This is a genomic window from Oceanobacillus oncorhynchi (assembly GCF_000821065.1).
Taxonomy (GTDB): domain Bacteria; phylum Bacillota; class Bacilli; order Bacillales; family Amphibacillaceae; genus Oceanobacillus; species Oceanobacillus oncorhynchi.
Genome location: NZ_CDGG01000001.1, coordinates 1173393 through 1194297 on the forward strand (window position 1 = coordinate 1173393; position 20905 = coordinate 1194297).

31 protein-coding genes are annotated in these 20905 nt (G+C 39.2%); all 31 read left to right on the forward strand.

Features of this window, described 5'->3' with window-relative positions:
- Positions 1 to 373: 373 nt before the first annotated feature.
- The 31 genes from BN997_RS05305 to BN997_RS05435 all read left to right on the forward strand — a co-directional run bounded on the left by BN997_RS05305 (position 374) and on the right by BN997_RS05435 (position 20901).
- A complete protein-coding gene (locus BN997_RS05305) occupies positions 374 to 682 on the forward strand; it encodes a MazG-like family protein (protein ID WP_042530324.1) in 309 nt (102 codons plus the stop codon).
- Positions 679 to 855, forward strand: coding sequence for a hypothetical protein (locus BN997_RS23110; protein ID WP_175297010.1), 177 nt, complete (start codon positions 679 to 681; stop codon positions 853 to 855). The genes BN997_RS05305 and BN997_RS23110 overlap by 4 nt, the downstream gene beginning before the upstream one ends.
- Complete coding sequence (locus tag BN997_RS05310; protein ID WP_042530326.1) at positions 852 to 1079, forward strand: hypothetical protein; 228 nt, start codon at positions 852 to 854, stop codon at positions 1077 to 1079. The genes BN997_RS23110 and BN997_RS05310 overlap by 4 nt, the downstream gene beginning before the upstream one ends.
- A gap of 207 nt (positions 1080 to 1286) precedes the next feature.
- Positions 1287 to 1649 carry a RusA family crossover junction endodeoxyribonuclease gene (locus tag BN997_RS05320; protein WP_042530330.1) on the forward strand — a complete coding sequence of 121 codons (363 nt, stop codon included), beginning with the start codon at positions 1287 to 1289 and terminating at the stop codon, positions 1647 to 1649.
- Positions 1646 to 1858: a hypothetical protein gene (locus tag BN997_RS05325; protein ID WP_052484918.1), complete on the forward strand. Its 213-nt coding sequence runs from the start codon at positions 1646 to 1648 to the stop codon at positions 1856 to 1858. The genes BN997_RS05320 and BN997_RS05325 overlap by 4 nt, the downstream gene beginning before the upstream one ends.
- A gap of 4 nt (positions 1859 to 1862) precedes the next feature.
- Positions 1863 to 2030, forward strand: a complete 168-nt coding sequence (locus BN997_RS22450) for a DUF3954 domain-containing protein (protein ID WP_175297011.1) — start codon at positions 1863 to 1865, stop codon at positions 2028 to 2030.
- Positions 2031 to 2035: 5 nt separating this feature from the next.
- On the forward strand, positions 2036 to 2179 hold the full coding sequence (locus tag BN997_RS23115; RefSeq protein WP_175297012.1) for a hypothetical protein: 144 nt from the start codon (positions 2036 to 2038) through the stop codon (positions 2177 to 2179).
- 101 nt (positions 2180 to 2280) lie between these two features.
- Positions 2281 to 2742 carry a helix-turn-helix transcriptional regulator gene (locus tag BN997_RS05330; protein ID WP_244882332.1) on the forward strand — a complete coding sequence of 154 codons (462 nt, stop codon included), beginning with the start codon at positions 2281 to 2283 and terminating at the stop codon, positions 2740 to 2742.
- A 272-nt stretch (positions 2743 to 3014) separates the two neighbouring features.
- Entirely contained in the window at positions 3015 to 4013 is a 999-nt protein-coding gene (locus BN997_RS05335; protein ID WP_042530332.1) for a DUF6731 family protein, read from the forward strand.
- Between the two features lie 17 nt (positions 4014 to 4030).
- Positions 4031 to 4519: a hypothetical protein gene (locus tag BN997_RS05340; protein WP_042530333.1), complete on the forward strand. Its 489-nt coding sequence runs from the start codon at positions 4031 to 4033 to the stop codon at positions 4517 to 4519.
- Between the two features lie 140 nt (positions 4520 to 4659).
- A complete protein-coding gene (locus tag BN997_RS05345; protein ID WP_042530335.1) occupies positions 4660 to 5232 on the forward strand; it encodes a hypothetical protein in 573 nt (190 codons plus the stop codon).
- Between the two features lie 71 nt (positions 5233 to 5303).
- On the forward strand, positions 5304 to 5759 hold the full coding sequence (locus BN997_RS05350; protein WP_042530337.1) for a helix-turn-helix domain-containing protein: 456 nt from the start codon (positions 5304 to 5306) through the stop codon (positions 5757 to 5759).
- Positions 5752 to 7143, forward strand: coding sequence for a phage terminase large subunit (terL, locus tag BN997_RS05355; protein WP_139089021.1), 1392 nt, complete (start codon positions 5752 to 5754; stop codon positions 7141 to 7143). The genes BN997_RS05350 and terL overlap by 8 nt, the downstream gene beginning before the upstream one ends.
- Positions 7144 to 7155: 12 nt before the next feature.
- Positions 7156 to 8733: a hypothetical protein gene (locus BN997_RS05360; protein ID WP_042530341.1), complete on the forward strand. Its 1578-nt coding sequence runs from the start codon at positions 7156 to 7158 to the stop codon at positions 8731 to 8733.
- Positions 8714 to 8950, forward strand: a complete 237-nt coding sequence (locus BN997_RS05365) for an HNH endonuclease signature motif containing protein (RefSeq protein WP_042530343.1) — start codon at positions 8714 to 8716, stop codon at positions 8948 to 8950. Before BN997_RS05360 ends, BN997_RS05365 begins: the two co-directional genes overlap by 20 nt.
- The gene (locus BN997_RS05370) at positions 8947 to 9999 is read left to right on the forward strand and encodes a phage minor capsid protein (RefSeq protein WP_042530345.1); all 1053 of its coding nucleotides are present in this window, start codon (positions 8947 to 8949) and stop codon (positions 9997 to 9999) included. Before BN997_RS05365 ends, BN997_RS05370 begins: the two co-directional genes overlap by 4 nt.
- Positions 10000 to 10167 carry a hypothetical protein gene (locus BN997_RS23120; protein WP_175297013.1) on the forward strand — a complete coding sequence of 56 codons (168 nt, stop codon included), beginning with the start codon at positions 10000 to 10002 and terminating at the stop codon, positions 10165 to 10167.
- A gap of 360 nt (positions 10168 to 10527) precedes the next feature.
- Positions 10528 to 11115 (forward strand): phage scaffolding protein, encoded by a 588-nt coding sequence (locus BN997_RS05375; RefSeq protein WP_042530347.1) that lies wholly within the window; start codon positions 10528 to 10530, stop codon positions 11113 to 11115.
- Entirely contained in the window at positions 11116 to 11490 is a 375-nt protein-coding gene (locus BN997_RS05380; protein WP_042530349.1) for a hypothetical protein, read from the forward strand.
- Between the two features lie 16 nt (positions 11491 to 11506).
- A complete protein-coding gene (locus BN997_RS05385; protein WP_042530351.1) occupies positions 11507 to 12493 on the forward strand; it encodes a major capsid protein in 987 nt (328 codons plus the stop codon).
- 39 nt (positions 12494 to 12532) lie between these two features.
- Positions 12533 to 12709 (forward strand): DUF7210 family protein, encoded by a 177-nt coding sequence (locus BN997_RS23125; protein ID WP_175297014.1) that lies wholly within the window; start codon positions 12533 to 12535, stop codon positions 12707 to 12709.
- A gap of 4 nt (positions 12710 to 12713) precedes the next feature.
- A complete protein-coding gene (locus BN997_RS05390) occupies positions 12714 to 13061 on the forward strand; it encodes a hypothetical protein (protein WP_042530353.1) in 348 nt (115 codons plus the stop codon).
- Positions 13062 to 13069: 8 nt separating this feature from the next.
- On the forward strand, positions 13070 to 13399 hold the full coding sequence (locus BN997_RS05395; protein ID WP_139089023.1) for a hypothetical protein: 330 nt from the start codon (positions 13070 to 13072) through the stop codon (positions 13397 to 13399).
- Positions 13392 to 13874, forward strand: coding sequence for an HK97 gp10 family phage protein (locus tag BN997_RS05400; RefSeq protein WP_042530357.1), 483 nt, complete (start codon positions 13392 to 13394; stop codon positions 13872 to 13874). The genes BN997_RS05395 and BN997_RS05400 overlap by 8 nt, the downstream gene beginning before the upstream one ends.
- Positions 13875 to 14291: a hypothetical protein gene (locus BN997_RS05405; RefSeq protein WP_042530359.1), complete on the forward strand. Its 417-nt coding sequence runs from the start codon at positions 13875 to 13877 to the stop codon at positions 14289 to 14291.
- 1 nt (position 14292) lies between these two features.
- Entirely contained in the window at positions 14293 to 14880 is a 588-nt protein-coding gene (locus BN997_RS05410) for a hypothetical protein (RefSeq protein ID WP_042530361.1), read from the forward strand.
- 68 nt (positions 14881 to 14948) lie between these two features.
- Complete coding sequence (locus BN997_RS22110) at positions 14949 to 15371, forward strand: collagen-like triple helix repeat-containing protein (protein ID WP_052484919.1); 423 nt, start codon at positions 14949 to 14951, stop codon at positions 15369 to 15371.
- A gap of 43 nt (positions 15372 to 15414) precedes the next feature.
- On the forward strand, positions 15415 to 15891 hold the full coding sequence (locus BN997_RS05420; RefSeq protein WP_042530363.1) for a hypothetical protein: 477 nt from the start codon (positions 15415 to 15417) through the stop codon (positions 15889 to 15891).
- An 86-nt stretch (positions 15892 to 15977) separates the two neighbouring features.
- Positions 15978 to 16214 carry a hypothetical protein gene (locus tag BN997_RS05425; RefSeq protein WP_042530365.1) on the forward strand — a complete coding sequence of 79 codons (237 nt, stop codon included), beginning with the start codon at positions 15978 to 15980 and terminating at the stop codon, positions 16212 to 16214.
- 17 nt (positions 16215 to 16231) lie between these two features.
- Positions 16232 to 20200: a phage tail tape measure protein gene (locus BN997_RS05430; RefSeq protein WP_042530367.1), complete on the forward strand. Its 3969-nt coding sequence runs from the start codon at positions 16232 to 16234 to the stop codon at positions 20198 to 20200.
- Positions 20197 to 20901: a distal tail protein Dit gene (locus BN997_RS05435; RefSeq protein ID WP_042530369.1), complete on the forward strand. Its 705-nt coding sequence runs from the start codon at positions 20197 to 20199 to the stop codon at positions 20899 to 20901. Before BN997_RS05430 ends, BN997_RS05435 begins: the two co-directional genes overlap by 4 nt.
- Positions 20902 to 20905 lie beyond the last annotated feature (4 nt).

A 20905-nucleotide genomic window follows, 5' to 3' on the forward strand; every position in this document is an offset into this window, starting at 1 on the left:
TATCGTAGCAAGGAAAGTAAAGCATCCGAGTTGCCCTAATTGCGCTGATTCGATACGTGTGGAAGGCGTTCGTGAAATTTGGATGGAAAGACCTTTCAACTACAAACGACGCTGGACAAAGGACGAGGACGACTTTTTAACGGAGGGCGTCTCAAGAGGAATGACACACGCTGAGATAGGCAAAGAAGTCAATCGGACAGGAAAGGCGGTTACCAGGAGATTAAGCCAATTAAGGAGGTCTCGCGATGAAAAAAATTTACGTCAAAGAAACCACCAAGAAAACGCACGATGACGATGTATCGATTGTTGTTAAAACGTATCACAGCAAGGTAAGGGATTATGATTATGTGATTTTTAGATAGGGGGAGAAGGAATGAAAGCAAGTGAATTAACGGATTTGATAAAAATATGGGCTATGGATAGAGATTTGCATAAAGCTGCGCCGGAAAAACAGATGCTTAAACTCATGGAAGAAGTAGGAGAGTTAGCGCAAGGGATGGCTAAAGGTAATCAAGAGCAAGTGATTGATTCAGTAGGTGATGTTTACGTGGTGCTTACGATTTTATCTATGCAGATAGATTTAGACATTGAGGATTGCATTGAACAGGCTTATGTGGAGATTGCAGATAGAAAAGGAAAAATGGTAAACGGCGTATTTGTTAAAGAGGAGGACTTGCAATGAGCGAAACCGATGTACAGCAACGCAAATCAGAGCTTATCAGAGGACTTCGGCGCATCGGAATCTTTTACACTAGCGATGGTAGAAAGCTAGAAGAATGCAGCCTGTACACGCTGGAATGGACAAATATATCTGTAAGGTACGAGCTTGCCAATGAAAGGATGACAAAACTATGAAAATAACATATTCAATTCTTTATAAAAATGGGCATGAAGATATCGTAGTACAGCCATTAAATGATGATAATTTTAAAAGGATTCAGAAGATTAATGGAGTTATTCAAACATCTATAGAAAATAATCTAGATGGACGTGTAACTATAGGTGATGAAAGCACTGATGTGAAAACCATTAGGTTATCAGAAGTTGCACGAGTTCATTACCAGTTCAGCGAGGAATAGAGCCATGAGAGCTGTTAGCAGGGTTAGACATCCCAACAAGCGCAGATGTCTGATGTTGTGTATCGATAAGGAAAAATCGGGGTTCGAGTGTAAGAAACCTATCAAGGAAATACGTTCGCATGAAAAGATTTTTAACAAGAAGGGTCAATACATCAGGACGATTGAAGAAACGTACTACGAGGCTGTTTATGTAAAAGAGGTGGTTAAGTGATTAAATTCGTTATTCCATTAAAACCAGTGCCGGCAGTTCGGATGACCCAAAAAAGCATGTATGCCAATAAATACGCTAAGCGTTACCTCCAGTATAAAAAGCAGGTTGCTTGGATTGCCAAGGCGAGTATGAAAACAAATCCGATCGATGGAGATGTAGGTGTTAAATTAACGCATTATGCACATGGTAATCGTGCTGATATAGATAACTTATTCAAGGGAGTTACGGATGCTCTTAACAAGGTCGTATATAACGATGACAGACAGGTTAAGCACATGGAGTCGAGTATTATTAAGTGCGGTAAAGAAGAAGAGCGCACAGAGGTTGAGGTTTATCGATTGGAGGCAGTTAAACAATGAATGAAATACGGCTTCAAGTAATGAAAGGGGTATTAGAAGTACAAGGATATGACGGTAATTGGAATTATGACGATTATATGCATGGCATGTATAACGGTATGGAAATGATGTTGGCTATTGCAGAAAATAGAGCTCCTGTTTTTAAAAAAGCACCTGATGAATGGTTGCTAGGAAAAGAAACAGATGTCAAAACTAAGGAACAAGGGTGATTGCGTGAGAACAAGCAAAGTAGAAATCAATTTATCTGAGGACAAGGTTTTAGTAGTTAAAGGCGGTAAGCTAAAGGAATATCCGAAGCCAGACAGTGGTTTTGGGAAACAGATTATCAACTGGAATGACGGAAAGATTTGTAACGAGGAAATACGTTATACGGTGAAATAGGAGGAATGAAAATAAAACGTTTAAAGAAACTATTTTATGAGGATATGTATGAATTTAAATTAAACGGCGCGGCACTTGCCGGATGGTTATCAGCAAGCATTTATGGAGTAATAGCTTTAATCAAAAATGTTATAGATATCTTTAATTAAATAACAAGCAGTCTATCAGAAAAACTGAGGACAGATTTGGATTTGAGGGAATCCAGTCTGTCCTTTTTTATTTGAATTGAAACGTTGAGGGGAGTCGGTGAATGATGAACAGCAAGCAAATTGAAGAAACACTGAGGGATTACAGCTGGATGTTGAATGAGATTAAAAGACAAAGGCAGCTGATGGATTATGAGGGTGGTAATATGGTGGCTCAATCCGGAATCGAATCAACTATGCCAAAATCGAAAGGAGGTACCAGCGATCCGATTGCACTGGAAGTGATTAGACGTGACAAGAATAGCAAATGGCTGGATAAGTTAGAAACTAAAGTGTTGTTTATTCAAAAGAGAATCCACCTTATTACCGATGAAAGGGAAAAAGCAGTGCTGGAGTGCATGTTAGATGGGTTGAGCATGAGTTCCATTGGTCATCACATGGGGCTTTCAAGGCGGCATATATACACAATTAAAAACTCTATTGTTGATAAAATTTCACAGAATGCACAGACTTCACACTTTGCACATTCTTCCCAAGATGTGACAAATAATAAGCAGTGCGTGTAGAATAGGAGACAGGACGGTGTGGAATACAATAACGGTATTAAGTTTTGCTGCGCCATAAGCACTTACGTGCTATTTATAGAGACCAAGCGCAGTTCCTTACAAGGGCTGTGCTTTCTTACATTTACAAATGAAATTGATAATATTACAATAAGAACAAAAGTTTCTAACGAGTCATTTTGTCTTAAATTTGTAATTTTATTAGAAAAAAGAAGGAATATTTACCCCTTTTGTCGAAAGAAGTATTCGAAGACAGTAAGAGGGGGACAATAATTATGGCAATAAAATATGTTCGGTTCAATTATTTTGAACCTATTTTAGTTCCGGCTGACACTTTTTTTAGAGATCAAATAGAAGGAGAAGACGGTATTAGGAATTTCTATGCTGAAGAAGTTCCTGCTGAAAGATGGGATATGAGTATAATTCTAGATTATTTTATGGTGAACACAGAGCATAATACTTCTGTGGAAATCGGAGATGAATTTGCGGAAATTGAACCTGGTTCTTATCATTACCACGAGCGAGATGATTATTATTATTTTCAAATCTCCAAATTAAGAGACAATAATATACCAGCGAAAAAAAGAGTTAATGAAATTAAAGAAGACATATTATTAAATCAAGATGAATTCATTGGAGAGTTTGTTTCTTTATTATTCGATAATGCATATGGCGCGATTGCTATGCAATCGAATTTATATGGCGTATCATCAAAACAAGCAGAGATAGTATTAACTAATCTTAGACAAATTTATATGTATGAAAATGATATTACTGAAGAGATACCTTTAGTGGTTCAATTAAGTCCAATTATTGATAGAGGACAAATTAATAAAGTATTTAATTCTGATTACTATAAGAAGGTTAGAATAAAAGGATCTGATGTAATGTTAGATGCTAATATAGGAGAAAATAATTTGTTGTCTGAAGCAACAAGTCTAGTAAATAGAACGGCAGGGATTAATTTTGATATTACAGTATCCCTAGGGAGATCTGAAAAAACTGCTAGTTTAAATGAAGATGTTATTAGAGAACTCATTGAAGTTTATCAAGGTCTTGAAGATGAAGTAAAGCCTAAAGTTGAATTAACTGCTCTTGAAAATGAGGAAGCGCAAATTGAAACTGTTAATTTGTTAGAACCAAGAATGACTGATAGGTTTACAATAAATATTGCACCAAGGACTACTGTTGGGCATGAATATTTAATAAACACGTTTATTGAAAAGTCCTTTAATCGCAGGAGACCAGAAATGAGAAGAGTGATGCGCCCTTAATATATAGGAGGTCTCTTATGAAAGCAAAGACAAATAAAATGGAGATTATTTGGGAGAGATATTCTTTTTTTATTTCCTTTTTATTAGGTTTGTTTACTGGAATATTGTATTATTTCCAATTAATAACTAATATTAGAAGTGTACTCTCAGAAGTTATCTCTTTTGCTTCAATAGTTGTAGGGATTAACGGTGTTTTTATTACATTAGTAATTTCTATAAAAACAACAACAGCCTTTAAAAGATTGATTAAATATTTACCGGATTTTGAAGATAGATTAATAAAACTGTTGAAAAGTCAAGTGATGGTGGGTTTGATAGTGGTGTTATTATCTATATTGATATTGTTACTACCAATATCATCTAATTTAATACTTTCGTCAATCGGGGTAGTTATTTGGTCTTTCTTTTTTATATTGATGAGTATAGGTTCTTTTTTTACTATGAATATTATAATGAAAATCATTTCAGCAAATCATGAGGACCCAAAAGCTTCAAAAAGACCCTAGTAATATTGAAGGCAATTATTTAGACGTCCATAATGGATGTCTTTTTTTATTAAGCACTATAAATATTATGTAATAAGCAGGAATATTGTCTCCTTTTGGCGAATAATAGTATGTTAGAAATAAAAAGGAGGCTAAATAAAATGACATGGACTAATGTTTTTGTTGAAACGCTAAAGGAATGGGGAGAAGCAATTCCAGAAGGGACAATTACCTCAGAAGATTTAGCAATATATTTAGGTATGACCCTAGGAACAGGGACCGGTTTAGATGACCCGGAAGGCAGTATTGAAAATCTAAAAGATAGAATAGATTATTTAGTAAACGAACAATCAATAGTGGAGCAGTTTCTAATTGAGTCCTTATTAAAATTCACTTCCGACTATTTGGAGAGCTTAAATAATAACAGAGGATTTAGAATAATTTCAGAAGAAAATGTGATTAAAACGTTTGAAAAAAATGAATCTGAAATTCCCAAAGCTGTTAAAAAAACATTCGAGAAAGCCAAAAGCGTTGAAGATTATTACAAATGTGAGGTAGTGATATCACAATGGGAGAAGATTGTCGCCAATAATTTTTCGAGAATTAAAAGAACTGAGTTGGTTAGGAAAGATATGCAGTCAAGTATGGATAGACACGATAGGTTCATGGATTCGTTATCAGAAGAAGATAAAGATAAGACAATAGGAGAATTACGCGATAAGCTGAAAGGGTAAATAATTGATTAAAAAGCACTTGAGTAGGTGCTTTTTTAATTTTCCTAAAAAGGAGGGAGTGACTATGTGACATGGCTAAGGGAAAATATGCCGAATGGATAACGGAAGAAGGATTAATCAAGATTGAAGGATGGGCTAGAGACGGACTTACTGATGAACAGATAGCACATAACATAGGTATAAAAAGACAAACCTTATATGATTGGATAAAACGTTTCCCAGACATTTCTGACGCCTTAAAAAGGGGTAAAGAGGTTATTGACCGACAAGTAGAGAACGCTCTTTTAAAACGTGCTCTTGGATATAAATACGATGAAATAACCTATGAATTTGACGAAGAAACAAAAAGAGTAACCAAAGAAGTCCAGCCAGATACAACAGCGCAGATATTCTGGTTGAAAAATCGCAAGCCGAATGAGTGGCGAGATAAACAAGATGTAGAACATTCCGGCAATATGAATGTCAACAATGCCTTTTCTGAACTAACAACAGAAGAATTAAGAAAGCTGGCTGCCAAAGATGATTAGCATTGCTAAAAGAGCAAAAATAGAGTTGGCAAAGCGTGACTTCTTTGATTATTGTAATCTTACTGCAGGTGATTTTTATAAACGAGATAGACAGTTCCTTGTTGATTTAGCAAGTGATCTACAATCTTTTTCAGAATCAGATGATGATGTTCTTGTTATTAATATGCCACCAAGGTTTGGGAAGAGTAGAACAGCAGGTAAATTCGTTGAATGGTTACTGGGTAGCAATCCGAGGTTGAAAATCATGACTGGTTCTTATAACGAGACGCTTTCAACCATGTTCTCAAAGAATGTTCGTAATACTATCCAAGAAATTAAAGCGCAGGCTGAGACAGTTGTTTATTCAGATATATTCCCAAGCACGCGCATTAAACATGGTGATGGCGCTATGAACTTATGGTCACTTGAAGGCGGATATAATAACTATCTTGCAACCTCCCCAACTGGTACAGCAACTGGTTTTGGTGCTGATTACATTATCATAGATGACTTGATTAAAAACGCCGAAGAAGCTTATAACGATAGAATTCTTGAATCACATTGGGAATGGTTCACTAACACAATGCTCTCCCGGTTAGAAACAGGCGGGAAAATCATTATCATAATGACAAGATGGAATAGTAATGATTTAGCCGGGAAAGCGTTAGATGAACTGCCAAGCCTTGGGTATTCCGTTAAACACGTGTCGATGAAGGCGCTGGAAAATGACAAGATGCTCTGCGAGGAAATTCTTAGTAAGAAAGAATATGGTCAAAAAACAAAAACAATGGGGATTGAGATTGCAGAAGCTAACTACAATCAGAATCCTATTGATATTAAAGGGAAGTTATATACTTCCTTTAAGACATATCAGACAAAGCCTAAATTTAAACGAATAATTAATTACACTGACACTGCCGATACTGGGAGTGATTTTTTGTGTTCTATTTGTGCCGGCGAAACTTTCGATGGGGAGTTATATGTAACTGATGTCCTGTTTACAAAAGAGGGCATGGAGATAACTGAGCCTTTAACTGCTGAAATGCTTGCGAACAACGAAGTGAACGAGGCTGAAATTGAATCAAATAATGGCGGTAGAGGTTTTGCAAGGTCAGTAGAAAGAATTATATGGGAGAAATTTAAGACAAGAAAGACGAATATAAAATGGTTTCACCAATCGAAAAATAAACAGGCTCGAATCATATCCAATTCAACTTATGTGATGAATCATATTTACTTCCCGGAGAACTGGAAAGATAGATGGCCGGAATATTACAAGGCTATGAACTCTTATCAAAAAGAAGGAAAGAATAAACATGATGACGCACCAGATGCTACAACTGGCTTGGCTGAAAAGATGACAAGCAAAACAAGAGCGTCAATTAGCAGCATATCTGCATGGTAAAGGAGGGATTCAATGACAATAGACTGGAAAGAATTTAACGAGGAAACAATAACGAAAACGCATGGAAAAGTACATTTCTATCGTGATTTATACGAAGGTAATCACTCGCAATTATTTTCTCGTGCCAAGAGATTAATTGAAAAAGGCGAGATCGTAGATGAAATCATATACGGTACAAAAGAAAGTCAGAACGTGCAGACACCGTACATTGTAGCGAATGTATCAAAACTAATACCGGAAATCCCTGCCATGCTTGTTAGCCGTTCAATAGGCAATATACAGACTTCTTTATCTTCCGATGATTATGATTCAGAGGATGATGAAAGAGCAGAGGACGAGAATTACGATAATCTTACAACGCAGCAAGAAGCAATCCGGGATATCGAATCAAACTCGCATCTGGAATTCGAGCATTGGGGCAATATTGTGCAGCAACAAGTAGATGGTGGACTGGTTGGCGTTCCTTGGTTAGATGACAAAGGTTTGCGATTGGAGTTTAAAGCCAGAGACGTTTATTATCCGCATCCAGATGGAATGGGTGTAGATTTAGCTTACGCCGTTGAGCTAGAGGATAAAGATTATTTACAGGTGTATCGAGAGCGATTGGATGAAGAAGATGGAGTAAAGGGACTAAAAGCAACGCATATACTTTACAGTTGCAATAAATCTGGCAAAACCGAGGAACTGGGAGAAGATGAAACGAAAGAATTGCTAAATATGAATGAACTCGAAACCTTTTACCCTAATCGTGAGAGGTTTTTTATTGTGTATTGGCCGAATGAAAAAACGTTTATGAATCCGTTGGGCGTCTCTTGCTTAAAGAACCAGGAAGGAAAGCAAGATGAAATCAACTGGACATTGACAAGGAATGCATTGACGTTTGAACGGAATGGCAAACCAAGAATAGCTATTTCACAAGATATTATGAATACGTTAGAACAAAAAGCGATGCAACGTTACGGTGATGATTCTCGTATCGATCACCGAGATTTAGAAATCACAACGTTTGATGACAAAGGAAAAGCAATGGAAATTATCCAGATTGATATTACTAAGATAGGCGATATCTCATGGGTTAAAGACTTAATGAAACTCATGCTGATGGAAACTAAAACATCTGAGAAAGCAGTTGACTTTTACATGGATGGCGGTTCGACTGCAGCACAATCTGGTGTGGCTAAATTCTATGATTTATTTACATCGTTGCTTAAAGCTGAACAATTGCAGAAGGAATATATTTACTTTTTAAAGCAATTGCTTGAATCAGCATTATGGCTGGCGCACGAGAATGACCCGAATATCCTTATCGAGCAACCAGAAATTCAACTGAAAGCTATGATTCCGATTTCTCGCAAGGAACTAATCGAAGAGAATAATATGGCTTACACAAATGGCGCACAATCGCTTGAAGTGACTGTCAGAAGGAATAATCCTCATGCATCGGAAGAGTGGATACAGGAAGAGATTGCTAGGATTCAAGAGGAATCAACACCAGATGACACAACGTCACTTATGCGGGGCAGGCAGACTTTGAACAATTTCTTTGATAATAGATTAGGAGGAGACGGTGATGGCGACGAAGAAACGTGATTATAAGAAGGAATATCGGGACTATCATGGCACGGCTGAACAGCGTAAGAATCGTTCTAAACGTAATCAAGCAAGAAAAAGCATGGGGTTGAAAGTCGGGGATAAAAGAGAGGTAGACCACAAGAGACCTTTATCAAAAGGTGGCGGTAATGGGAAAAGTAATTTGCGTGCTGTTTCAAGGGCTACTAACCGCAAGAAAGGCAATAAAAGCAAATGAACGAAGAACAACTCTTAAAATATGCTCGTGAGATTTCTACTAATATCCTTGGCAGGATTGCTATCGCCGATTTAACCAAAGAAAAAGGTGCAGAAAAGCTGTTAGCAGAGATTGGTCATATCCTAGACCAATACAGCCTACAAGTAGATGAAGTCTTGCCTGATGCCGTTCTAAATCATTATTTCGGAGGTGCCGATGAAGCAACAAAAGCGTTAAGGGATATTGTCGATAAACCGAAGCCGATTAGCAGAATTATCCACGAGGAAGCTGTCGGAAATATAATGGATGACACAATGATGGACATGCAGTCAGCGATTCGTACGGCGAAAGCAAGTGCTGTTTCTACCGTTACAAATGCGCTGGATAGTGTACAAGGAGATATTGCCAAGGGATTAATTACTGGTGAACCAAGGAAGGTTATGCAGCAACATGTGGCTAAGTCGTTTGAGGCAGAGGGTTTGACAGCATTTATTACGAGTGATGGTAAAAAACTTCCTCTGGATTTTTATGCAATGACAGTCACACGATCTAAAATGCGCCATGCTTCCATACAAGGAAATGTTCAAAGGTATAAAGAGAATGACCAAGACTTGGTGCAAATCATTGAGAATGATGATTCATGTGCGGTTTGTGCTAACCACAACAGATTAGTAGTCAGTCTAACTGGCGAGACAGAAGGTTTTCCGACGATAGATGAAATAGAACTCCCACCTTATCATCCGAATTGTAGAGGGACAATTTCTCCTTATGCTATTGACTTTAAAAGTAGTAAAGAAGTGGAACAAGCGTTAGCGAGAAATGATGAATATGTCGAAGGCGAGGACCCACGCACCGAGGAACAGAAGAAAGCCTATGAGAAGGAACAAGAAGCTAGAAGGCGTGCCAATGAGGAAAAGAAACAGTACGCTCGTTGGAAAGGCGTTATGGGTGACGATGCTCCCAAAAATTTAGGTGCATTTAGGCGGATGAAGCGTCAAGATACGGTTAAATTTCAAGAATTGCAGTCAGAGTACCGGAGCATTTCGCAGCGGATTAGTGGAGGTGGTTAAGTGAACTACTCAGTAATAGTAGCAGACGGGGATTGGAAAACTGAAAGAAAAGTAACAGAAGTAACTGACGTCAAAGTTGAAGATGGAGTATACATTTTATCTGATAAAAACGGTGCAGTATTATTCAGTTCTCCAGTTGATTCTTTAGTTTATTTAGAAGTGGAGTAACATGCACTATCCGACAAGCATTAGGTGCTTTTATTGTGAGGTGAAAACATGTCTAAAATAATTAACATCGTTGACAAAGAAACCAGAGAATTAATTGCTTCCATATCTGATGATGACGTCATATTGAAAGATGAATATGAAGTAATCGAAACAGAAGATTGACCTAAGCATGTCATGAAAAGGCTTTTTATTATGATTCCTGTAAGCCTTATGGATAGGTCGCACAGCATTCATTGATAAGTGGTATGTGTTACTACCCTTCTATAAGCAAGGTGCATATTCAATCATTCGCTCGCACAGCGTTATTGTGCTAATCCATCGTGGACAATACCACGTTACCAAATGTAGGAGGAATGAAAGATGAATAGAGAATTTCTTAAAGAATTAGGATTAGAAGATGAAGCAATCGATAAAATCATGGCTGAACATGGAAAGACAGTAAATCAAACGAAGGACGAGCTGACCAGTGCACAGTCAGAACGAGATTCGTTAAAAGAACAACTGTCCGAACGTGATACGCAACTTGAAGATTTACGAGGTAAGGCTCAAGGCAACGAAGAATTACAAGCTACTATTGATTCACTTAAAGAAGCTAATACGCAAGCCAAAGAATCTTATGAGAAGCAATTGAAAGAACAGAAGTTTAATTATGAATTGGACAGGGAGCTTATGGCTGCTCAAGCAAGAAACCCTGTTGCTGTTCGAGCGTTGCTTGACACCGAGGTTATCAAACTTGATGAAGATGGCAAGATCAAAGGTTTATCAGAGCAGTTAGAAGGATTGAAAGAGAGCGATAGTTATCTCTTCACCAGTGAAGAAGGAGCACCACCATCAAGCTCTAATTTTAATCCTGGTTCAAAGCAAAAAATGAATAACCCTAAAGACGTTGACCCTTACGAAGCAGGGCGTCAACGCGCATTAGAACGACACAAGAAGGAGGAAAAATAAATGAATTTACAACCAACCTACCAAAAGATTTTTGGTCAAAAAGAATTTTTACGTAACAACGTTGGAACGGAATATAAAACAGGCGGAGCGACGTTAGACGCATCTGCATTTACTGGCGTTGCCGAAAATGGATATGTAAAAGCTGGTACTGCTATTTACCTTGGTGGAGACGGATTATATCTGCCGTGGGCTGATGCTGGAGAAGGCGAAACACGAGAAGGTGCAGGATTAACAACTCATGATGTGAAGCTTGTTGAAGGCTCTAATCCAGTTGTTGGTGTACTTGTCGCAGGACACCCGTTAGAACACAAATGCACAGGTGTTACAGAAGGATTTAAAGAAGAAGTAAAAGGATACCTACGCTTTGATGCGTAAGAAGGAGGAATAATACATGCCATTACATTTAAATGAATTTCAACAACCACAATTAACCGGATACGTTCAAAACGTACCGCCAGCAAGAGAATATCTACTCGCTAATTTTATGCCGGAAGAACCGGTATACGATATCAATTTTGCTTACAACGTTATCAATGGAAAGTATGCCGAAGCAGCATCAATCACAGGCTGGAATGCTACAGCACCGTTGCGTGATACTGCGGAGCAAGAACGTGCTTTTGGTCAAGTAGCGAAAGTGCAACACGGTTTCCGTTTGGATGAAACACAACTACTGCAATACAATCGCCCACGAGCAGAGCAAGAATCGAATGCAGTTATTGAAGGAATCTACACGTCAACGGATGAATTATCCCAAGGTGTAGATGATATTAAAGAATACCTTCGTGCACAGGTTATTTATAATGGACAACTTGTCTATAACGATGACGAAAACGACATCCATTTAAATATTGATTTTGGGTTGCCGTCAGAAAATAAACTTACAGCTACTACTCAGTGGAGCGAAGAAGGCGCAACGCCTTTAACTGACATCAAAGCAGCGGTGGAGCAATACAAAAAGACTAATCAGAAACAGAAGCCAGTTGTAATGCATATTACCAGTGCTACGGAAGCTTTACTATTAAATAACGAACAAATCCGTACGCAAATTTATGGAACTGATAACGGCAAACGTTTACTGACTAAAACGGATATCCAAAATGCGTTTAGTGCTTTGAGCCTGCCACCTTATCAGGTAAACGATGATGTAATTGTTGTTCAAGGAGATGAAGTGCAGTTATTGGATGATAATAAAGTTGTTTTCCTTGGTGCTGATTTAGGTAAAACAATGATCGGCCCGACTGTTGAAAATAACTATGCGCCGGGTAAATTTGCGAAACCATCTATTAAGGAAAACCCGCCGGAGCAATCTGTTATCGTTGGCGAAGCGCCATTCCCAGCATTAAAACGTAAAAAATCAATCGTAACATTGAGCGTCTAATATAGGCGCTCTTTTAATTTACAAAAAGGAGGGCATACCGTGCCAAAATATACAGCGCAAGCTTATTTATCTCACAAAGGTAAAATTGTTAAACCAGGCGAGGAACTTGAATTAACTGCAAAACAAGCTGATTTTCTTGGTGATAAAGTAACTGAGGTGAAAAGAGCTGCTGCTAAAACAGCTGCAAAGAAAGAAGAACAAAAAGAAACGAAGTGATCATATGATTACAACTGAATCTATTAAAGCGTATCTCAAGAAGATGCCAGGTGGTGATACCTTGCTTGATTTAGAAGATGTCGAACAGGATAAAATTATCTTTTCATCGCATGAATTACTCAAAGACCACTACAAGGATACGGATATAACCGATAGAGCAGTCGCTCTGCAAGTTTTATATTCTATTGAAGGTGAAGATGAGGAGTATGCCAAACTCAAGCGACACGGCATTAAATCGTACTCTGTGAAGGGGGTCTCTGTAACTTTTGAAGGTGGAGAAATCTCATCCTCTGTCATCGCTATCTTAGGAGAACCAAGGACCAAAAGCGCGAAAGTAGGTAGATTGATATGAAGCCGCCTATGCGACAAAAAATTTGGTTCGATTATCCGGTTTATGACGATGAAGGCAATCCAATAAAGGACAGATACGGAAAAACGAAAACCGAACCCAAAGAATCTAAAGCCCGAGTACAATTCAAAGCGAATATTGTCAAAGATGCTAAAGGCGAGGAAAAGCGCACATCCGTAGAAGTTGATTTGCCGACATCATTTAACCCGGCAGTAGGAGCCGGATACGAATATACCGACAACGATGGAAATACGACCACTGGAACGCTTATCTCCAAAGATGAAGCTATTAACCTAGCTGGTACGAAAGTCTATTACAGAACGGTGTATTGCGATGGCTAAGGATGAGGTGCAAATCGTTTGGGAAGGTTTCAAAGAATTCAGTGATGAACTTGGCAAGATGGGCAAGCAGATGGAAAAGAACCTTTTGGAAGCCATGAAGAAATACATCATGCTGGCGGAAGAAGGAGCGAAAGCACTTGCTCCGAGAGATAGTGGAGATTTGGAGGAATCAATCCAATTTAAACCGCCAACTATTCAAGGAGATAAAGTCGTTTCAGAAGGTGGATCTAATCTCGCTTATGCATTGCGTCAACACGAAAAACCTCATGGCTCTGGATTCGGTGATAAGTACGATAACGGCTTGCTAGTGGTTAAGTATTATACCGACGGAAAAGGACTGCGAACACTTCAAAAACCTTCTTGGCGTGGAGAACAACCGGGAAGGAAGTATCTTGAAAGAGCCATTGTTATCACAGAAGATGATTTCGAAAAAATCATGGCTGAAGCACTTGAAAAAACGTTAGGAGGGGAGTAATTGATTCAATATCATTTAATGCAGAAGTTGCAACCAATCCTCCCTGACCTTGAGTGGACAGTCGATTACAAGACTGCCGATGACAACACAGGAACCGTTTATTACGAGGGTGGCGGCTCTCCTGGAGAATACGATGTACCGACCAGATTCCCACGCTATATGGTGTATATATCATCATCTGATTGGGGATATGCAGAGTATGCTGCACAAGTGGTACATGATGCATTACACAAATTAACAAATGAATCAGTAATAGTTGAATTTTTCAAGGATGGAAACGTGGTAGCGACAAAAAGCTATCGCGTTTTTTTTATTAAGGCAGCGTCGGAGCCTATCCCGCTGGGAGTAGCGAACGACAAGATGGATTTCAGCGTCAATTTTGACGTTAATTTAGTTGAAAATAAGGAGGAAGAATAATATGGCCGAACAGAAAGAATATATCTTTGGAGTAGCTGATATTACTATTGGCGAGGGTGCAGATCAAATTAAATTTGATGGGAAAGATTATTTGCAAGCAGATGGTGGCTCGTTGAATTTAACACCGCAGTTTACGGAATTCACATTTGCTGATTTTGGTGAAACAGTAGTTGAAAGACGTTTAAGTGGATGGGAAGGAACAGTTACAATCGTCGCGGGGCAGGAAGATGCGGAAATTTTAAAACTTGCACTTGCATCTACAGAGCCCATCACGGACGTTGATGGCGGAGAAGATGGCTCAATGGATGCTAGAATCGGAACAAAATTAGTAGGGAGAAAAGTGCAGATTCATCCACGTATCCTGCCAGAAAATATCAAGGATAGAGATTGGACGATTTACAACATGGCTTCTATAGAAGGGTTTGAGCGTGATTATAACCAAGAGCAAGGGAATGTTACGATCACATTGACTATGATGCCACGTGAAGGGTTCGATGCATCTAAACCAGGTAACTTTTTCTATCGCGGCGCTGTTGACCCTAACGCCGAAGAAGACAGCGGAAACGACGGTGAAACCCCAAACCAATAAACGCCATTCAACAACCATCATTAGCTAGTTTTTTTAGTTGAGTGGCGATAAATCTAAGGAGGAATAATATGCCAAAATCAGACAAGGAAGTTTTATATACTGAAGTCTATGGAGCGAAGGTGGGATTACCACAGTATTATGATGAGGATGATAACCCTGTTGTTATCTCAACTCAAAATCCATTACCGGTGCGAATACAAGGCGGCGTTGATGGGAAATCAGCTTATGAAATTGCTGTCGATAATGGGTTTGAAGGAACGGAAGAAGAATGGCTTGCATCATTAAAAGGTCCAAAAGGAGACCAAGGTGAACCTGGTCAAGATGGGGCGCCTGGAAGTGATGGATCTCCTGGCAGTGACGGAGAAGACGGTACAGATGGTGTCAGCGTAGTTGATGCTACATCTGATGGAACTAACATCACATTCGAATTATCAAATGGAAACACAATAGACATTCCTTGGCCAAGCCAAGAACCAGGTACAGAAGAGTAGGATTTCCTGCTCTTCTTTTATTTATATTAGGAGGTTTTAGACAATGAAAGTAAATATTAAAGTCAAGCAAGATAACACAGTGGAGACAATTCAGCATGAGGTTCAATCCATCAATGTATTTCAGTTTCAAAAGACTTTAAAAGGAATTAAAAACATTATCGGAATCATCAATGAGGATGAAGCTTTAAAACAAACATTTACAGATATGTTTGCAGCGGAGAATCAAGATGAGGAGCTGTCTGTAACATACGTTATAGCTAGGGCAGCTGGAGCTTTTGAAGCTGTATTAATTAATATCCCGGATGAAGGTTTTGAGTTGCTTGCAACGCTATCGGGTCTCGAAAAGAAAACACTGATGGAACAAAAAGTGGAGGATGTATTTGATATTTATGATGCAGTTCTTGAGGTAAACGACATTGAAAAAATCGTAGAACGAGCAAAAAAGTCTTTCGCCGCCACCAAGAAAGCGACGAAGTTTATGAGGAAACGAGTAGAAGCGACAGCACAGAAACAAGCATAGCCGAAGCATTTATTTTTAAACTGGGAAAATCGTTAGGCGGCAGAAAAGAAGTTGTCGATAGTCCAGTCGATGAAATACTCAAATTTATGGATATGGCGCTCGAGAAAGAAGAATCAGAGGCAGAGCATGAGCGGGCGAAAATGTATATCCAGTATCTATCAAATGTTTACTCCCAAAAGCAAGAAGGGAAAAACCCGCAGTTTGAACGCGACAGAAAAGATTTTGAGAAGATGTTGAACCCACAAAAGGAAAGAAAAGAAACAAATAAGACATACGAGTGGGACTTTGACCCACAGGAATTAATAGAGCAACAAAATACTTAATGAAGGGAGGTTGAGCAATGGCAACTGTTAGGGAGCTGCTAGCTAAGTTTGAGGGCTCATATCAAGGTTTTAAATCTTCCGTTTCTGGAATGAAATCGGAAATGGATGATTTGGATAAAAAGACAAAAGACGCCACAAAATCCATGAGTCAAAAGTTCACCGATTTCGGGGACGGCTTAAAGAAAAAAGGAAAAACTATGTTTAAAGGCGTCACTCTACCATTGATGGCATTAGGCGGAGTGGCATTTACTGCAGCGTATGATATGGACAAGGCTTACAACAATATCATTGTTGGCACAGGCGCCACTGGCGATGCACTGGAAGGACTCAAAGACACGCTGAAAAACGCCATGAAAGAAGTGCCTAACAGTGCTGATGAAGTTTCTAATGCTATTTCTAATATTAATACCATTACAGGCGCTACCGGCGGAACGCTTGAGGATTTAACCATCAAGATACTTGATGCTAGTCGGATGTTAGGTGAGGATGGCGTTGAAAACTCTATGGCATTTTCCAAGGCGTTAGAGCAGTTCCAAATCCCCGCTGAGGATGGCGTGGCAGAGTTAGAAAACTTATTCCGCATGACGCAGGATTATGGAATTGGTTTAGATACACTGACTGGCTATATAACTAAATTCGGTCCCGTAATGAATAACGCCGGCTTTTCCATGGGAGAAACAGCTGCGTTTATGTCTCAATTAGAAGCAAACGGCATTCAGGTAACGAAAGTGATGCCTGGTTTGAACCAAGGTTTCAGTAAGTGGGCAGAGGAAGGCAAAGATGTCCGTGAAGAATTCGGTAAAGTAGTTACCCAAATGCAAAATGCAGGTTCTGAATCAGAAGCATTAAACATTGCTTCGGAAGCTTTTGGTTCTCAAGGTGCGCAACGCATAACTACTGCTGTAAGAAATGGTACAATACCTAGTCTTGATGAATTAGGAGATGTGCTAGAAGGTAATGAGGGTTTGATTGATAGCACGAACGACCGCACCAAAACAATGGGCGAGCGCATAATGGAAATGAAAAATCGTGTGCAAGTGGCTATGGAACCGATAGGCAAGATCATGCTAGATTTTGCTGAATCTATCATGCCGAAAGTCGAACAGGCTATCGAGAAACTATCAAACTGGTTTGGCTCCATCTCTGAACAAAATCAAAAATGGATTGTCATCCTCAGCGCAATGGCCGCAGCCATAGGACCTGTTTTAATGGTTTTAGGAATGTTTGCTGGTTGGATTGGTAATCTGATTGGTTTACTCGCTCCGTTTATTACAAGAGTTAAAGACGCAGGTGGCATGCTTAAATGGGTAAGACCGTTGTTTGCAGCATTAGGTGGACCTGTGGGATTAATCATTGGCTTAATCACGGCATTAGGTGCGGGTTTTGTTGTAGCCTACAAAAAGTCAGAAACCTTTAGAAACATCGTCAACAATCTCAAAGATAAATTTGTAGAATTATACGAAAAGGTCAAAGAGTTTTTAACTACAAACGAAAGCTTCTTAGGTTTTATAGATTCTATTAAAAACGGATTTTCTACGGCTAAAGATTTAATTATGCAAGCTTTTGGTGTGGCGATGGATTTTGTCCAAGAAAAAATAGGACAGGTGAAATCTTTTTGGGATACAAACGGAGCGCAAATTCTACAGGCATTCCAAAATGTTTTTTCCGGAATCTGGTCGGTTGTCCAACCTATTCTTAACGGAATTGTTGACTTGGTGAAGTGGGCGTTTCCGTATATCAAAACGATTATCGGGACAGCGCTAAATGTAGCTTTTTCTATTGTGAAAATGATATGGGGTAATATTAAGGGTGTCATAGATGGCGCACTAAATATAATTATGGGATTAGTTAAGACATTTTCTAGTCTCTTTACCGGTGATTGGTCTGGCATGTGGGAGGGAATAAAACAAGTCCTATCTGGCGCCGTACAGTTTATCTGGAATTTCATCCAGTTATCCTTCTTTGGGAAAATCATCAAAGGTGGATTAGTGTTCGTTAAAAGCTTTGCCGGTTCCCTATCTACCATGTGGACTAATATAAAAAATATCTTTTCAACTGTTATAAAATGGATTGTTGATTTTGTTAAAAATCGTTTTGCCGCAATGCAAAATACGATAAGTTCCATTACAACCGGAATCCGTAATGTGATTTCAACAATCTGGAATTTCATTTGGGGAAGTATACTGAAGCCAATTATAACGAACATTTACAATTTTGTTCGAAATAGCTTTAGGAATATACGCGATACTACATCAAATATTTTTGGGTCAATACGTGACACGGCACGGACAATTTGGAATAAAATTAAAGACAATATTATAAATCCTGTAAAAGACGGCGTAAATTGGGCGATTACGAAGTTTAACGATTTTAAATCCAGCGTCGGCACAACCTTTAAAAATATTTATGATGATGTGACTGGCTGGATTTCAGATATGGTCCAAAAAGTCAAAGACATGCCTGGCGAAATGAAGAAAAAAATCGTTGAAGGAGCAGGGAAGGTTAAAGAGGGTTTTAAAGCTATTGGCAGGAAAATGGTTGACGGAATTGCCTTAGCTGTAAATGGTGTTGGTTCAGCAGTAAACTGGGTTGCTGGAAAATTAGGAATGGATGATATTGTCGGTAAATGGGTTCCGGCTGACAGCCTTAATTGGTATGCAAAAGGTACTGGCTCGCACCCCGGTGGACATGCAGTTTTAGGAGATGGAAAAGGCAGCAATGCCGGAAGAGAGTTGACCATATTACCAAACGGTCAATCATTCTTAAGTGCTGATAAACCGACCTTATACCCTAATTTACCAAAAGGAACTGCCGTTATTCCGGCAAATAAAACCAAGGAATTAATGGACGTACCGAAATATGCACTTGGTGATGCGTTCGGTAAAGCTGTAGATGTAGTGGGCGACGGGGTAAGTTGGACAAGCGACAAAATTTCAGCAGGTTATAACTATGCAAAAGACACCACGATTGCAGCCGGAAAGAAAATCGGGGAATGGACTGGGAACGTATGGGATTATGTTAGTAACCCGGGCAAGTTAGTCGATATCGCCCTTGAAAAAGTTGGTGCGATAATGCCTGATGGCGTTGGAGTCATGATCGACCTTGCTAAAGGTGCTTTTAAAACCATCAAGGACAAAGCGATTGAGTGGGCAAAAGAGCAACTCAATATGGGTGGTCCCGAAGGCGTTAGTGGCGGCATGGGGTTAGTTGGTGCTGCAGGTAATTGGCGGTCGCAAATCCAACGTGCAGCAGCACAAATGGGTGAAACAGTGTCACCTACAGAAATAAACGGTATTTTAGCTCAAATTAACCGTGAATCTGGTGGTAATCAGCGTATCGTGCAATCATCTGCTGTATGGGATGTTAATACTGCTGCAGGGAATCCAGCACGTGGATTGCTTCAATATATACCGCAAACCTTTAACGCATACAAGGTTAGAGGACACGAGAATATTTATTCCGGTTATGATCAATTATTAGCCTTCTTTAACAACCGGACTTGGCGCCGTGATTTGCCATATGGTCGCCGTGGCTGGGGTCCAAGAGGCGGACGTAAATATAAACAGGGTACAAACTACGTACCAGAAGATGGGCCGGCGTATCTGCACAAAGGAGAAGCTGTCATCCCAGCGGAATATAACAAACCGTCCAAAGTCAATGACTGGATAGATGCGATTGAAAAGCGCTTATCGTGGATTGAATCGGGAGGTTGGGCTGAATCTATCATCAGTAATGACCCAGCCAAGCGATTAAGTCAGCGTGGCATATGGGAGCGAACTGGACGTGAACTTGGATTCATTGATAAATCAGATGACAAGACAGGAAAAGAGGTTATATCGTTGCTCATGCGTATTGCTGATGCAGTGGAAACCGGACGTGACTTGAATCTGGTGTTTCAAGATAGAGCCACTGCACGAATCCTAGAGCCATTAATTACAGAGCGTCAAAAACGGAAAAATAATCCGAAGAAAGGAGGGCGCCGATGACTAAATTATATTTCGATGGTGTAACCAAAGATTATGTAACTGTATTGTCAAAAGGGCGTCCTTACTGGGCGCCTTTTAATCGTGAAATACAAGTATTGCCCAATGGAAGAAAAAGACTTGTGAGAACTGAAAAAGAAGCGATGACAATTCCTGTAGAGATATTGATTGATGGAAATAGCAAAGAAGATTTGTTGGAAAAAGCAGAAGAAATCGGATTGTGGCTTGTTACTAAAGATGAGAAACGATTACAATTCAGCGATGAAATGAATCGAAGCTATATAGCCTTACTTGATGGTGGCGTAGATGTAGATGAAGTGGTTTCTTTTTCTCGATGCACTGTTGATTTTCTTGTATTAGATAAGGTGGGAGCAGAGAAAACAATCAACGTAACAACTTCTAACACTACGCACACTGTCACAGGTCAAGACAACTCACCGTGGACCATAGAGGCGGTTTTTAGCCGGAATACGACTATCTTTGAATTAGAGACGAACCAAGAACTTTATATTCTTCTTGGATATGAATTTATTGAAGGTGATCGTTTAACTATCAGATACGAGGGTAGAGAGGTCTGGATTAATGGTATAAATATAAATTATACAATCAGATTAGCATCTAACTATGATTTGTTAAGGCCGGGGAGTCTGCAAATTAAAGCAAGTCATGACTGCACTTTGAAATACAATGAAAGTTATTTTTAATATG